Annotated in this window: 16 protein-coding genes; 5 read left to right on the top strand and 11 right to left on the bottom strand. The window is 39.5% G+C overall.

Annotation, left to right across the window (positions count from 1 at the left end; genetic code table 11):
* Positions 1–914: 914 nt before the first annotated feature.
* Together F6K54_RS27435 and F6K54_RS27430 are read left to right on the top strand one after the other, a co-directional pair.
* Entirely contained in the window at positions 915–5,849 is a 4,935-nt protein-coding gene (locus F6K54_RS27435) for an SDR family NAD(P)-dependent oxidoreductase (protein ID WP_293084697.1), read from the top strand.
* 141 nt (positions 5,850–5,990) lie between these two features.
* The gene (locus F6K54_RS27430; protein ID WP_293084694.1) at positions 5,991–6,215 is read left to right on the top strand and encodes a type II toxin-antitoxin system RelE/ParE family toxin; all 225 of its coding nucleotides are present in this window, start codon (positions 5,991–5,993) and stop codon (positions 6,213–6,215) included.
* 412 nt (positions 6,216–6,627) lie between these two features.
* Here F6K54_RS27430 and F6K54_RS27425 read toward each other — a convergent pair whose 3' ends face one another.
* A complete protein-coding gene (locus tag F6K54_RS27425) occupies positions 6,628–6,819 on the bottom strand; it encodes a hypothetical protein (protein WP_293084691.1) in 192 nt (63 codons plus the stop codon).
* 15 nt (positions 6,820–6,834) lie between these two features.
* The gene (locus F6K54_RS27420; protein ID WP_293084688.1) at positions 6,835–7,641 is read right to left on the bottom strand and encodes an Rpn family recombination-promoting nuclease/putative transposase; all 807 of its coding nucleotides are present in this window, start codon (positions 7,639–7,641) and stop codon (positions 6,835–6,837) included.
* A 505-nt stretch (positions 7,642–8,146) separates the two neighbouring features.
* Between F6K54_RS27420 and F6K54_RS27415 the strand changes: the two genes are divergently transcribed.
* Positions 8,147–8,545: a hypothetical protein gene (locus F6K54_RS27415; RefSeq protein WP_293084685.1), complete on the top strand. Its 399-nt coding sequence runs from the start codon at positions 8,147–8,149 to the stop codon at positions 8,543–8,545.
* Positions 8,542–9,486, top strand: a complete 945-nt coding sequence (locus F6K54_RS27410; RefSeq protein WP_293084682.1) for a pre-peptidase C-terminal domain-containing protein — start codon at positions 8,542–8,544, stop codon at positions 9,484–9,486. Before F6K54_RS27415 ends, F6K54_RS27410 begins: the two co-directional genes overlap by 4 nt.
* Before the next feature lie 9 nt (positions 9,487–9,495).
* Here F6K54_RS27410 and F6K54_RS27405 read toward each other — a convergent pair whose 3' ends face one another.
* From F6K54_RS27405 to F6K54_RS27395, 3 genes are read right to left on the bottom strand one after another with little or no spacing between them, the layout of a single operon-like run.
* Positions 9,496–9,663 (bottom strand): hypothetical protein, encoded by a 168-nt coding sequence (locus tag F6K54_RS27405; protein ID WP_293084679.1) that lies wholly within the window; start codon positions 9,661–9,663, stop codon positions 9,496–9,498.
* Positions 9,664–9,665: 2 nt separating this feature from the next.
* The gene (locus F6K54_RS27400) at positions 9,666–9,995 is read right to left on the bottom strand and encodes a DUF5615 family PIN-like protein (protein ID WP_293084676.1); all 330 of its coding nucleotides are present in this window, start codon (positions 9,993–9,995) and stop codon (positions 9,666–9,668) included.
* On the bottom strand, positions 9,985–10,404 hold the full coding sequence (locus tag F6K54_RS27395) for a DUF433 domain-containing protein (protein WP_293084673.1): 420 nt from the start codon (positions 10,402–10,404) through the stop codon (positions 9,985–9,987). The genes F6K54_RS27400 and F6K54_RS27395 overlap by 11 nt, the downstream gene beginning before the upstream one ends.
* A 51-nt stretch (positions 10,405–10,455) precedes the next feature.
* Between F6K54_RS27395 and F6K54_RS27390 the strand changes: the two genes are divergently transcribed.
* Positions 10,456–10,638, top strand: a complete 183-nt coding sequence (locus tag F6K54_RS27390; protein ID WP_293084670.1) for a hypothetical protein — start codon at positions 10,456–10,458, stop codon at positions 10,636–10,638.
* A 30-nt stretch (positions 10,639–10,668) separates the two neighbouring features.
* On the opposite strand, the gene F6K54_RS27385 is transcribed toward F6K54_RS27390, so the two are convergent.
* The 6 genes from F6K54_RS27385 to F6K54_RS27360 form a co-directional block, all read right to left on the bottom strand.
* Positions 10,669–10,914, bottom strand: coding sequence for a hypothetical protein (locus tag F6K54_RS27385; protein WP_293084667.1), 246 nt, complete (start codon positions 10,912–10,914; stop codon positions 10,669–10,671).
* 16 nt (positions 10,915–10,930) lie between these two features.
* Entirely contained in the window at positions 10,931–11,743 is an 813-nt protein-coding gene (locus F6K54_RS27380) for an Rpn family recombination-promoting nuclease/putative transposase (protein ID WP_293084664.1), read from the bottom strand.
* Positions 11,744–12,039: 296 nt separating this feature from the next.
* Complete coding sequence (locus tag F6K54_RS27375; RefSeq protein ID WP_293084662.1) at positions 12,040–12,537, bottom strand: DUF3368 domain-containing protein; 498 nt, start codon at positions 12,535–12,537, stop codon at positions 12,040–12,042.
* Positions 12,527–12,703: a UPF0175 family protein gene (locus F6K54_RS27370; protein ID WP_375342006.1), complete on the bottom strand. Its 177-nt coding sequence runs from the start codon at positions 12,701–12,703 to the stop codon at positions 12,527–12,529. The genes F6K54_RS27375 and F6K54_RS27370 overlap by 11 nt, the downstream gene beginning before the upstream one ends.
* A gap of 118 nt (positions 12,704–12,821) precedes the next feature.
* Positions 12,822–13,079, bottom strand: coding sequence for a hypothetical protein (locus F6K54_RS27365; RefSeq protein ID WP_293084659.1), 258 nt, complete (start codon positions 13,077–13,079; stop codon positions 12,822–12,824).
* Positions 13,042–13,401: a DUF6972 family protein gene (locus F6K54_RS27360; protein ID WP_293084656.1), complete on the bottom strand. Its 360-nt coding sequence runs from the start codon at positions 13,399–13,401 to the stop codon at positions 13,042–13,044. The genes F6K54_RS27365 and F6K54_RS27360 overlap by 38 nt, the downstream gene beginning before the upstream one ends.
* Positions 13,402–13,665 lie beyond the last annotated feature (264 nt).

Here is a 13,665-nt window from a genome sequence, read left to right as displayed (position 1 = left end):
TTCAACAATGAATAATGAATAATGAATAATGAATAATTACCTCTCCTTGAAAAGAAGAGGATTGACAAATTCATGAAAATTTTTCTTTATTATCCCCTTAAAAGGGGAGGCTTTAAACCACAATTTTTCGGTAAGGGCTAAAGTCCAACTACAAACGAAAAATTTATTATACAGCAATTTCGGAGTTAGTGAGGTACAAAATTTTATTTAGTAATTTTGGTAACACAAGCATCCTGCTTGTTACAGGCGAGAAGCCTACAAATTTTTGGTAACACAAGCATCCTGCTTGTTACAGGCGAGAAGCCTACAAATTTTTCGTAAAGCATCCTGCTTGTTACAGGCGAGAAGCCTACAAATTTTTCGTAAAGCATCCTGCTTGTTACAGGCGAGAAGCCTACAAAATTTTGGTAAAGCATCCTGCTTGTTACAGGTTAGAAGCCTACAAATTTTTGGTAACACAAGCATCCTGCTTGTTACAGGCTAGAAGCCTGTGTTACAAAGATAGGGATTAATCCTCAAAAGTGCTGTAAGTAATTAGGGTTTGCGCTCAAAAGTCTTTTAGTAGGGATAAGAGTCAGGGGAATGAGCGAAGAGCTAGGAGTAAGAATTGTCCCAAGATTGTTCTGCCCAAATCTTGACCAAAATCTGCTCCTAATTGAACCATTACCACTTAAAACCTCCCACTTTTTGATACTTAAAAATGCTAAAACCTTTATCTACAGGACTTATGCACTGACAACATATATAGGGTTTCGCTCAGTTAAGCTACCGCTAACACACCCTACCCATAGCTGTACTCATCTAATCTGTACGGACGTTGCATGCAACGTCCCTACCTATTGCCTATTCCCCAAACACGAAAATCATAGCTCAATTCATTAACGCCAAACATACCAACTATCTATATTTTTCCTATGTCTTACTCTAACCATTCAAATAACGAAGAGCTAGTTAAGCTTCTTTCCGCTTACTTCACTGAGCGAGGTTCTTTTTTAGCTCAAGTCATTCGTGCCGATCTGAAAAATTTACCTCACCTAACTAAACCTAATCAAATTACTGCCGAAAACGCCCATCAGCATCATAACATTTCGCCTGCAATTAATGGTAATGGAGTTACTACGAACCACAAATACAGCAACCATCATCCTGTTATTTCCGTAACCTCCTCTGCTCAAAAAGTTACCCCACTCCCAAAACCTGTCTCTAAATTTCAAGCACAAACTTTAGATGTAGAGTCAATTTTAATCGCTCTAATTGCCGAGCAAACAGGTTATCCCGCAGATAGTATTTCCCTTGATGCCAAACTCCTTGATGACCTAAATATGGATTCCATCAAAGCGAGCGAATTAATTGCTTCTGCTACCAAAACTTGCAACATTGCAGGTATCATCGATCCCTCAAGTATAGCTAACGCTAGTCTCCAAGAAATTATCCAAGTCATTCATTCAACCATGGGAGGAATGACTCAGACTACACCATCAATAGAACACAACAGTGAAACTCTACCTCAACTTTCCCCCAGTACACAAGCAGAACGGGAATTAACCTCCTTACTCCTCAGCTTAGTAGAAGAGCAGACAGGATTTCCCAAAAACACTCTCAGTTTAGACTTGCGTTTGTTAGACGATCTAAATCTCGACTCTATTAAAGCTGCAGAGTTAATTGCTATAGCTGCTAAAAAAACTGGTATCAGCGGAAAAATCGATCTGTCTACCCTAGCTAACTCCACCCTAGGAGAGCTAGTAACAGCACTTCAGCAAAACCAGGTAGTTTCACGCTCAGAGGAAAAATATATTCCCCAACCTCAAAAGAAAATTAAGGAAAATTATTCCACCTGGGTACGCAACTTTGCCATTGAATATATCCCTCAAGAAATCTCCGAAGTACAAACTAACTGGTCTCAAACTCGTGTTTTGATTGTTAGTGAAGAAGGCGATCGCCATTTTTGCCAAACATTAAAGGATAAATTACAACAAAATCAAGCTCAAGTTGAAATTATTACTTATGATCGAGTTAACTCCTTAGAAAATTCTCAGCAAAGTAGTTTTACCCACTACCTAGCTATTTTACCCCAAACCCCATCACCACAGGGAATTCTTCCTTTAGCACAGATGACTGCTCACGTCAAGAGTATTGCCACTTTAGCCATGGCAAACACAAATTGTTGTTTGACTTATGTGCAATTTGGTGGCGGACATTTTGGCAGTCAAGGAGCAGCTATTTCACCTGAATTGTGTTGTGCAGGTGCTTTTGCTCGCAGTCTTCATTTAGAGCGTCCTCACAGTCGGGTACGGGCGATCGATTTTCCTCAAAATATTGAATACTCACAAGCTACCGAACTCGTTATCCAAGAAATGAGTACAAAAGAGGCGATCGCCACAGTAGGCTATGATGAACAGTTAGTGCGCTTAGTGCCACAAAGCAGTCTCCAACAACCCGCAACCTATCAACCTCGCTCCTTATCTTGGTCAGCAGAGGATGTGATTCTTGTTACCGGAGGCGCAAAAGGTATTACTGCTGAATGTGCCCTAGCTTTAGCCAAAAACACTGGTGTCAAAATGGCTTTAGTTGGTCGCAGTCAAAAGGAAAATCCAGAAGTAATGCAAACCTTAAAACGCTTCCAAGATGAAGGACTAACTTGTCAGTATTATCCTGCCGATATTACCAACTCCCAAGCTGTTGTTGAGTTAGTGCAAAAAATTACTGCTGAACTCGGTTTGATTACAGGTATCATTCATGGAGCAGGGTTAAATACACCCCGTCGTGTAGAACAAGTAACTCTAGAAGCAGCACAAAAAGAAGTATCTCCGAAAATCTTGGGCGCTCATCATCTTTTACAAGCTCTCGCCACCACACCTCCGAAACTTGTGATGGCATTTAGCTCTATTATTGGCGTTACCGGAATGCCCGGCAATGCTTGGTATGCCTTTGCTAACGAATCTCTCACCCTTTTACTGCATCAGTTTCAAGCTCAAAATCCTCATACCCAAGTATTATCCCTAGCTTACAGCGTCTGGGATGAAGTAGGGATGGGTGCGCGGATGGGCAGCATCAAAACTTTAGACAAAATGGGAATTGGAGCAATTCCACTTAAAGAAGGGGTAGATCGTTTTCTCCAGCTCTTTGAATACGATCCGGGAGTTTTGCAAGTTATTATCAGCGCTCGTTTAGGAAGTCTTGATACTTGGTTACCAGTTCAGTTAGACAAAACCAATCAATATCGTTTTATCGAACGGGTGCTTCATGTTGAACCTCATGTTGAATTAACGGTACGAACCCATCTCAGTCTAGACAAAGATTTGTACATTAAAGATCATGTCTGGCGAGGTTCTTATTTGTTCCCGACTGTCTTTGGTTTAGAAGCAATGGCGCAAGCAACTGCTTATGTTACTGGGGAAACAGACAATAAAATTGCCAGAATTGAAAATATCTCTTTGCATCGCCCCATCGTCGTTCACCCAACTCATGGAGTAGAAATTGAAATTCATGCTGAGGTAATGGAAGCTTTGCCTAACGGAGAACTAGCAGTTAAAGTAAGTATTCGCACCGAAAAAACAGCATTTACAACAGATCATTTTGCTGCAACCTTAATTATAGGAAACATAAAACCAGGTGCCACCATCGATCTTCCGTTAGGAAAACCTCTGGCGATCGATCCCCAAACCGATCTTTATGGAGACTTGTTATTTCAAGGAGAACGCTTCCAACGTATGGGTGCAATATATTCTCTTAACCAACACCAGAGCATTTTTCGTTCCTACGCCATTACTTCTGAAACTGAGTTAGTTCAAGAAAGTTTTAGCACAGACATGGAAAGCTATATCCTACTAGGCGATCCTTATTTGAGAGATGTTTTACTCCAATCATTACAACTAAATATTTCCCAACATACTTGTTTACCAATCTCAATAGGTAAAATAGAATTTTTCCAAAATCCTCATTTTCAGGAAGATGACAGAATAGTAACCGTTGTGTCGATAGAAAAAGGAGATAAAGAATGTATTGGTGAAGTATTTGTCAGCGATAAACAAGGGAATATCCTGGAAAAACTCACAGATTATCGCGTGCGAATTATGGAAGAAAATCTTTCTAATCCCACCCCTGAAGAATTAGCAAATCCTGAAAAACGCGATGCTAACATCCTGCAAGATAAATTAAATACTGCTTTTGCCACTTGGGAATTAAAACAACCAGGAGTAGGGTTAGGATATGCTCCCAATTTACAAGTTTTGCCCAAAGAACAGCGACGACAACAAGAAAAGCCAATCGTTGCCAAAGCTATTCAAGCTCAGTTAGAGTTATCCCCAGAACATCCCCTAGACTTTGAAATTACTACCTTAGCATCAGGGAAACCCCAATTAGTAGGAGCTAGTGTAGCTGGACTCTATGTATCCTTATCTCATTGCGACCGCTATTGCCTGAGTACCGTAGGCTATACACCACAGGGAGTAGATATTGAGATCATCACCCATCGCACTCCAGAAAAATGGCTTGCCCTTCTCAGTTTGAAACACAGTGCCATTCTGAACAAATTAACAGAAAAAGGTGAAAGTTTAGATATAGCTGGAACTCGTATTTGGTCATCAATAGAAGCAGTTCGTAAAGCCTTGAATGGAACTCATCCAGAACTCTCAATTGTCAAATATCATCAGGACAGCATTTTATTAAAAGCCAAAACTGTAAAAGGTAATTATTTAGTAGTTACCCAGCCGATCAAACTAACCCGTCATCCAGAACGCATGGTTGCCATTCTAGTTCCTCAAGAACAACCTGTTTCATCTCCATCCTCATCTAACTCTGCAGTAGAAGTATTCACAGAAGATAGCAATAATTCCCATATCCAAGAAGACTATCTGGGACAAGTAGTTTACGAAAAACGATTTCAGCTCAGTTTTAAAGACAGTGGCAGTCTCAGCCGAAAAGTCTATTTTTCCCAATACTTCAGTTGGATAGGAAAAATCCGGGAATTTGCCCTGGAAAGCATTGCACCACAAATGTTATCTGACTTCTTTAGCAGAGATTGTGGCATGGTAACAAATGCAGTAAGTATGCGAGTATTAGGAGAAGCTACCTCCTACGACACCATTCAAGCAAGAGTGTGGTTAGGAGAAGTAGTCGAATCTACCTTTGATGCTTATATAGAATTTTGCAAAGTCTTACCAGACGAATCTCTAGAAAGAATTGCCCTTGCAGATGTCAAATCTACATGGGTGCATTTAGAGAGTTACGGAGTTCCAGCACAGGTGCCTTTACCTCCCTATTTCCAAAAATTCCTCGACAAATTTACTTCTAAAGAACCAGTTAGTCTCGATCTCAGAAAGCCTGAAACTTTTTCCTTGCCACCATTACCCACACCTCTTGCTAAGATTGATACAGGAGCGATGCTTTATGAATCCCCTCCTAAAAATCGTTATGGTAATTTACTCTACTTAGAAACTTATCAAACAACCTTAGAAGAATCCAACCTAGTCGGCAATGTTTACTACGGTAATTATTTTATCTGGCAAGGGCGAACTTTAGACCTGTTCCTGTATTCAGTTGCCCCCGAATACCTACGAGTCTCTAATCCTAAAGGAGAATTAATTTGTCTCTATACTCGCATGGACTTCTTAGAAGAAGCAATGCCCTTTGACAAAATCCTTGTTCTTCTCTATATAAAATCTGTTTCAGAATGCGGAGCTGTTTTCAACTTTGAATTTTTCCGACAAGAGTCTGATGGTAAGCGTAAAAAACTTCATATTGGTCAACAAGAGGCAATGTGGGCTTGTCGAGATCAAGATGGAAACTTAGTGCCTACTCCTTGGCCAAAAGTCATTTTAGCAGCTTTGACTAATACTATCAATCGCTAGTGGAAAGATATCGTAATTAGGGTTTGCTGAAAAAGTCTTATGGGTTAGGGTAGGAGACAGGAGACAGGAGACAGGAGACAGGAGTTAGGGGAATTTAGAGGAGGTAGAAGTAACAATTATCTCTTAATTTTTCTGTCCTAATTGCGATTTTTTGATGCCACTAGAGAGACTATCTCGCAACTAGCAAAGATGCCCGGTATAGGTAGTCCAGTACAAAATTCTAGTTTAGCAGGTTTGCGGAAGCTGGCAGTCAAGGGATTCAACAAGCACTTAATTTTTTATCTAACTCAAGATGACTATATTGAAGTAATACGAATCCTCCATGCTGCTCGCGATATTCCTACTGTTCTCGATAGCGAAGAATAATGAAGTATCCTAAATTAGGACTTATGCAAAGAAAGCCAGTTTCTAGGATAAATTATTGTTTCCAATCAAAGACATTTGGGAAAAACTAGGTTTTTAGGACTCTCTACGTAAGTCCTGTTTATATGACTGAAATCGTTACTACAAAACAGCGATCGCCTCTCCAAAACCAACCACGTTTTAGGGGCGATCGCCTTTTTTTCTAGGAGGAAAGGAGCAATAGTTAATTCCAACCAATCAAAACTATCTTTAAATTATATCATGTCCGGATAATAGCGTGATAAAAAAACTTTCTCCTTCAACTCCAGTTCTTCTTCTTCCTTCTTCCAACTTCAGTCTTCCCTCCTGACTCCTGACTCCTGACTCCTGACTCCTCCGTCGTTATTTATTTATAACTGTTCAACCGGACATGATATTACTCATTATTTTGAGCAGCTTGTTGGACTTGCTCCACAGTTAATTCCAATCGTCGCGCTATCTCTTCTACAGTCAACCCTAGTTCTAACAACAAAGGAACTATTCGCAACTTGGTTGATAATGCCCCCTCTTCCCAGATTCCTTGATAAAGTCGAGATTTTTTAAACTCCTCCATGCTCATGTTTAACATTTCTATTACTTCCCATTAATTAGACTGATTTTGAGCAGCTTGTTGGACTTGCTCCACAGTTAATTCCAACCGTCGCGCTATCTCTTCTACACTCAACCCCAGTTCTAACAACAGAGGAACTGTTAACAGTTTTCCCTCTTCTATACACTCCTGCCTAGCTAGCCGCTGCATTCCTTGATAAAGTCGAGATTTTTTAAACTCCTCCATCTCCATGCCTAACATTTCTATTACCTCCTCTGGTTCTAAATCTTGAAACTTGTATAAAATAATTGTTTTTACTAATTCTAACACTTTTTGCCGTTCAGTATCGTCTGCTAGTTCTGCCGTTGCTTTGGCCACTAACACTTTTGCCTGTTGCACTGCCCTTGCTTGGCCTTCTACTATCAACTTAACTATGCCTAAACCCAAATTATCATAAGCTTCATCATCCAAGTCTTCCAAATAAATTCTGGTAACGTTGCTGCTATTTAACAATGCTTCATAGGGTTGAGTATCTTCAGTTTCAATCTTGCGGTTGCGAAACACTACTAATGCTTGCCAATGCTTAGTTTCCTCGTATTGATAAAGATAGAGGAATATCTCAGCAAAGAATCGACGGTAAAATGCTGTATCCTTTTGCATTTGCACTTCGCCAAAGTGGACTGGAGTAGTTTGCGACTCAGTATTAGGTACTAATACACCGTCTAAACGAAAAGCCGTTTGCTTGATTTCCACCGAGTGAAACTGATAGGAATTTGCCAGAGTCGGAGATTGACCAATTAGTTGAAAATAAATACCAGGCATCTCCAGAAAAAGTCTGTAAAATATGCTGTCTGTTTTCATTACATCTTAATTATTTAGGGTTAGATAGTTAGAAAATTATGACATTAAAAATAGATATTAGTCAATATAATTACTTATAAATTTGATTTTTTTTTACCCTGATAAATAAGTAATTATTCGATTATATTTGGCCATTAAACCTCTCTAAATAATTTATCTGCATTGTTAAATATTAATTTATGGAGGGGTTTTTGGTCGTACTCGTTGCTAAATATTGTCTATTTTCGACAAGTTATGGAAATATTTTTGTCGATATTAGCATTGCTTTTATAGTGAATTGCTTATGCTGAGTAAGTTTGAGATTTTTTTCTGTTTTCTCAAAAAATTTAATGTCGATAATCGACAAAATGGCATTTGCTTTATGGTAAGCTACTCAAGCCAAGTAAGTTATTAGTTAATTCTAAAAAACTTACTTGCCCGAATATTTACTGAGATATTAATATCTTAGTAACTAACTCAAAAAAGAACAAATATTGAACTAAAACATCTTTCAAGAAAGGCTATTATGGCGAATATTTTAGATCTAGAAACCAGCAGTTTGGAACCAAAGTTTACTGATTCAGTTATGACTGTAATAAATGGGCTAGGATTAGGTAATGAATTTCCTACTGCTACAGAATTTGGCGCTGAGAATTCATACATAAATATAGAAGAGTTAACGCCGACAGTGGAAGATTTCTCTATTGTCTATAGTCCAACAACTTCCGAGTTGATAGATAGTCCTACGGGTGAAGAAATTGACATTTTGACTGGTAATAGTGTCAGTGAAGAAGAAACTGCCACGCGACAAGCTTCTGCCACTAACCCCAATGCAGAGGAAGTTCACAGGTTTTGGGACCAAGAAACTCAATCGCACTTTTTTACTGCTGATGAGGAAGAATTTGAAGACAGTTTGGCAAATTGATTAAGGACTTCAATAACAATGGAGTCATCGATGATGGCGATGTTCTAAGCGGTAGGTTTGTTAGTGCCAACTCCAGCAATAGCATTGGTCGGGAGATAGAAGCTGGAACATATTTTGTACGAGTTTTCCCAAACAGCAGCAGCGGTAACACCAGTTATGGGTTAACATTCAACTTTTCCCTTAAACCCAATAACGTAATAGACAATCCTGATGACACGATTCTAACGATTCTAGGAGAATTGGGAACTGAACAACGAAATTTTAGAGATTTTGTTGGAGTTACTGACCGTAATGACTACTATCGCTTTACTCTTCCCGATAATGGGGAAATTGATATTAGCTTGGGTAGTGTAACTCAAGATGCATTTTTCCAATTGATTAAGGACTTCAATAACAATGGAGTCACTAATGATGGTGATATTCTAAGCGGTAGGTTTGTTAGTGCCAACTCCAGTAATAGCATTAGTCGGACGATAGAAACTGGAACATATCTTGTACGAGTTTTCCCAAACAGCAGTAGCGGTAACACCAATTATGAATTAGGATTCCTGTTTGAGTCTGTACCTAGTACCACAATAGCAGACCCTGGCAACCAACTGGATGCAGCTTTAGATATTGGAGAGCTGGGAACTGGATCACGACTTTTTACAGATTATGTGGGAGTTACAGATCGCAACGACTACTATAGTTTTACTGTAGATACTAACACCGAAGTTAACATCGCTCTTCGTGATGTAACTGAAGATGCATTTTTCCAATTGATTGACGACTTTAATAACAATGGAGTCATTGATGATGGTGATATTCTAAGCGGTAGGTTTGTTAGTGCCAACTCCAGTAATAGCATTAGTCGGGAGATAGAATCAGGAACATATTTTGTAAGAGTTTTCCCAAACAGCAGCAGCGGTAACACCAATTACGAGCTGAGAATTGCTACCTAGATTGCGCTGTCACATAAGTATCAAATCTCCAGTCAGTAGTTTGGATGAAGCTTTTTCTTCTTTCCTGCAATTGTCTGTTTCATCTATTATTTTATAGTAGCGATCGCTCCTGCCAAACCAACCGAGTTTGAGGAGCGATCTTTTTTTAGGGAAGAAAGGAGCGATCGCCTTTCTCATCCTTACAAATATTCTACACGGCCCATCATTTCTTCTGAATCATATACTTTGTGGATTAAAACTAACGTGGTAATTATTTCTCCAAGAGAACGACTTTCTTGATGGCAATACGCAATACCCGAATGTTCCTTGTTAACGCTTGCAAGTCTGAGAAAATCATCATCGTGAGTCACCAACATCCTGCCCTCTCGACTCGCACAAGCTAGCTGGGATTCATCACTTTGACCCCGCAAGTTAGCCTCAACAGTTGTAGTCACATCAATATTACGACGACGTAACTCCCTAGCGATCGCCGGATTAACCTGTTCATCTAAATGAAAACTAATTCGCACCCTCACCCTGCAACTTTCTTAATTTTTCCTGTAACAAAGAAGGATTATTGCGCTCAAATTCTTCAGCAAAAGCCTTACCTTCAGCCCTACGACGATCAATTTGTTCCTGGTTATCATAGTAATAGGCGATCGCTGCATAAACTGATGCTAAAGACAGATTATAATCAAGAGCAATTTTTTCTAAAGACTCTTTATTTTGTAGATACATGACTGCGATATCTTCTACAGCAATGCGAGTACCAGCAATACATGGTTTGCCAAAACGAACTTTGGGAGAAACTGTAATATGTCGAGAATGAACGCCCTCAACATCAATAGCGATCGCATAACTTTGATCTGGTTTAAGTTCTAGAGGTGTATGGGGTCGTAAAACTTCACCATCAAATACAGCGGTTATAATTTTGCTCATAATTCGACAATAGAAATCATTATTTGTTAGCTTAACAGTGGTAAGCATTTGTTGTCAACATACGTTACTACATCCTTTTTCCACCTGAGTTTCGGAACTCACCAGTCACCTTTTACGACTAAAATCGTTACTACAAACAAGCGTTGGCGGAGCCTAGCGGCAGCTATCACTCCTGCCAAACCAACCGAGTCAGAGAAGCGATCGCCTTTTTTTCTAGGAGGAAAGGAGCAATAGTTAATTCCAACCAATCAAAACTATCTTTAATTATTCATTATTTTGAGCAGCTTGTTGGACTTGCTCCACAGTTAATTCCAACCGTTGTGCAATCTCTTCTACAGTCAACCCTAGTTCCAAAAACATAGGAACTACTTGCAACTTAGTTAATAATATCCCCTCTTCTCTGCCTTCTTGTCTACCCTTTTGTCTGTTCTCTTCTGTGATCTCTTCTCTGGCTAGCCGCTTCATTCCTCGATAAAGTCGAGATTTTTTAAATTCCTCCATGCTAAACATTTCTTATTACCTCCCATTAATTAGACTGGCTTTGAGAAGCTTGTTGCACTTGCTCCACAGTTAAATCCAACCGTTGTGCTATCTCTTCAATAGTCAAACCTAGTTCCAAAAACATAGGAACTACTCGCAACTTAGTTAATAATGTCCCCTCTTGTCTACCTTCTTCTCTCCCCTCCTGCTTAATTCCTTGGTAAAGTCGAGATTTTTTAAAATCCTCCATCCCTAACATTTCTATTACTTCCTCTGGTCCTAAATTTTGAAATTTGTACAAAATAACTGTTTTGACTAATTCTAGCACTTTTTGCTGTTCAGCCTCTTGTGCTAATTCTGTCGTTGCTTTGGCAGATAACATTTTGGCCTGTTGTACTGCCTTGGCCTCATCCTCTACTATTAACTTGACTATACCTAAACCCAAGTTATCGTAAGCTTCCTCTCCCAAGTCCTCCAGGTAAACTACGGTAACGTTGCTGCTATTTAATAGAGCTTGATAGGGTTGGGTATCTTTTGGTTCAATATTACGGTTGCGAAATACCACTAACGCTTGCCAATACTTGGCCTCCTCATATTGACTCAGATACAGAAATATCTCGCCAAAAAATCGACGGTAAAATGCTTCATCCTTTTGCATTTGCACTTCAGCGAAATGAATGGGAGTATCAGGAGACTGAATATTAGGAACTAATACACCATCCAAACGAAAAGCTGTTTGTTTGATTTCGACTGAGCGAAACTTGTAAGAATTTGCCAGAGTGGGAGATTTACCAATGAGTTGAAAGTAAACACCAGGTATCTCTAAAAATAGTCTGTAAAATATACTGTCTGTTTTCATTTGAAAATTTTGTTGTGATGCCGAGCATCATATCATAGCGATCGCTATCAGCCATAATTTGACAAAATTTCAATTATCTTTTATAATTTACAAAAAAATAAATAGACTATGACTACATCTCCAGGAAGAGTAAGAATTCGTAGCAGTTAAAGTAGCAGTTGCATATTCTGACTAAAGCGATCGCTCTTTAATATTTATTTTCTCTCCTTTTTCAGTAATATTGCTATTTGGGGCATCCCAAGAAGGTGCTTGTCAAATAAGTATCGTGGTTCGGATGGGACGCGATCGTCCCCGAATTATTTATCAGATTCTCCAGCTTGTTGTTGGAGTAAATTTATCAAGCCATCGGATAACCACAAACCAGCCTCCTGCAAAGCTTGAATCCCCGGAGATGCTAAAGGAATTAGCCCCCGTTTTTTAGCCAACAAAATTACTCCTGCCGTTCCCATACTTATAACTCCCAAAGACTGATCACAGCGACGAGCTGCTCTATCGTCGATAATAACGGCAAAACCAGGTTTTTTTAATGCCAAACTAAGCACCGCTGACTCGCCTTTACCCAAGTCCCAAGCTAATACTTCTGGGGAAATACTGGCAATTTCTATACGCCACGCCCAAGAGACATTAGCTAATTCAGTTGCTGCAACATCATTTTTACTTCCTGATGTCACTTCATCCCACACAGATCCTGGAACCAAAATTCGATCAAAAAGTTGTGCCAGTAAATCGGCCTGTTTACTTTTAAACAAAGCGATTAATGGAGAAGAATTAACTATGACTTTTTTAATCAACATCGATTATCTCCTGGGCTAACTCTTCGGCGGTATACTGCATAAAATCTACTCGGTAACGAAATAAGGCGTTAATAAATTCTGCCCTAGTTAAGCCTGCTATTTCCGCAGCTTTTCCCTGGGAAATTTCCCCTAATTCGTACCATTTTACCGCAGCAGCTATCCGCATTTCTCTAACAAACTCGTGAGGATTTTTACGCAGCGCTGAGAATTATCCTGTGGGTAGTTCGACAGAAACAGTGGTCATCATAGTATTTTTTGGTAATATTTATAGAATTATTTACAAACTAAAAAATTTCTCCAGATAAAAGGCGACCATCCACACGCTCGTAATCATCCTCAACTAACCACGAGTGCGCTTCATCATAAATAGCGCTCTCAAACAAAGGTTTGTAGTTAGCAGTAGCATCGTAAATACAACAATTACCCTGTTTGCCACTGGCTAACATTAGAATTCGAGGTGGAAAAACAATCGGATCTATCCATAACTCGATAAACTCCCAATCATCACCTAGCTCGACGAGGTTTTGTGCGAGGGATAACATGGTATTGATTACCTCCTTTAACAATTTTTATTTCAGCATAATAAAGTGCAATACTGCTACCATCTGCTCGGATTTGATAACCTATAGGTTCGTCAAAATAAAGTCCATAGCGTTCGTAGTCGTCGTTTTCATCTTCAATTCCTGTAAGTTCCCCCCTTCCGATAATAGCCCCCACGACAAATTCCATTGTAGCACGGTCTTTAAAAACATGAGCCTTTCCCTCCTTCTTCAGCAATCTCACTACTTGGGGCGTACCAGGAAGGTGCTTGTCAAATAAGCTCGTTCTCGGATGGGGAGTTAATTCTCGGTTAATACCAGTCATGGACACCTAGAACTGAAGTAATTCCTATATTATAGTACATTTTTATCCTTTAGTAATAGTTGGAGCGATCGCCACACCACTCACCAGGAGCGATCGCACTCTATTTTCAATATATCAATATAATTATCATTTAACTGCAGTACATCAATGATCCCCCGCGCATCCCCCTTAAAAAGGGGGACTTCCAGTTCCCCCCTTTTCAAGGGGGGTTAGGGGGGATCTCCTGACTCCTCTGTTGTTATTTATAACTATTCAACCGGACAT

Source organism: Okeania sp. SIO3B5 (assembly GCF_010692555.1).
Taxonomy (GTDB): Bacteria; Cyanobacteriota; Cyanobacteriia; order Cyanobacteriales; family Microcoleaceae; genus Okeania.
Note: the sequence above shows the minus strand (reverse complement) of the source record. Positions and strands in the feature narration are given on the sequence as shown.

Bases quoted from the DNA above. Each gene is read 5' to 3' on its own strand.
- F6K54_RS27365 (WP_293084659.1), bottom strand. From the start codon at position 13,079: ATGTTATCCCTCGCACAAAACCTCGTCGAGCTAGGTGATGATTGGGAG.
- F6K54_RS27370 (WP_375342006.1), bottom strand. From the start codon at position 12,703: ATGCGGATAGCTGCTGCGGTAAAATGGTACGAATTAGGGGAAATTTCC.
- F6K54_RS27380 (WP_293084664.1), bottom strand. From the start codon at position 11,743: ATGAAAACAGACAGTATATTTTACAGACTATTTTTAGAGATACCTGGT.
- F6K54_RS27405 (WP_293084679.1), bottom strand. From the start codon at position 9,663: ATGAGAAAGGCGATCGCTCCTTTCTTCCCTAAAAAAAGATCGCTCCTC.
- F6K54_RS27435 (WP_293084697.1), top strand. From the start codon at position 915: ATGTCTTACTCTAACCATTCAAATAACGAAGAGCTAGTTAAGCTTCTT.
- F6K54_RS27375 (WP_293084662.1), bottom strand. From the start codon at position 12,537: ATGTTGATTAAAAAAGTCATAGTTAATTCTTCTCCATTAATCGCTTTG.
- F6K54_RS27395 (WP_293084673.1), bottom strand. From the start codon at position 10,404: ATGAGCAAAATTATAACCGCTGTATTTGATGGTGAAGTTTTACGACCC.
- F6K54_RS27385 (WP_293084667.1), bottom strand. From the start codon at position 10,914: ATGTTTAGCATGGAGGAATTTAAAAAATCTCGACTTTATCGAGGAATG.
- F6K54_RS27415 (WP_293084685.1), top strand. From the start codon at position 8,147: ATGGCGAATATTTTAGATCTAGAAACCAGCAGTTTGGAACCAAAGTTT.
- F6K54_RS27425 (WP_293084691.1), bottom strand. From the start codon at position 6,819: ATGTTAAACATGAGCATGGAGGAGTTTAAAAAATCTCGACTTTATCAA.
- F6K54_RS27360 (WP_293084656.1), bottom strand. From the start codon at position 13,401: ATGACTGGTATTAACCGAGAATTAACTCCCCATCCGAGAACGAGCTTA.
- F6K54_RS27420 (WP_293084688.1), bottom strand. From the start codon at position 7,641: ATGAAAACAGACAGCATATTTTACAGACTTTTTCTGGAGATGCCTGGT.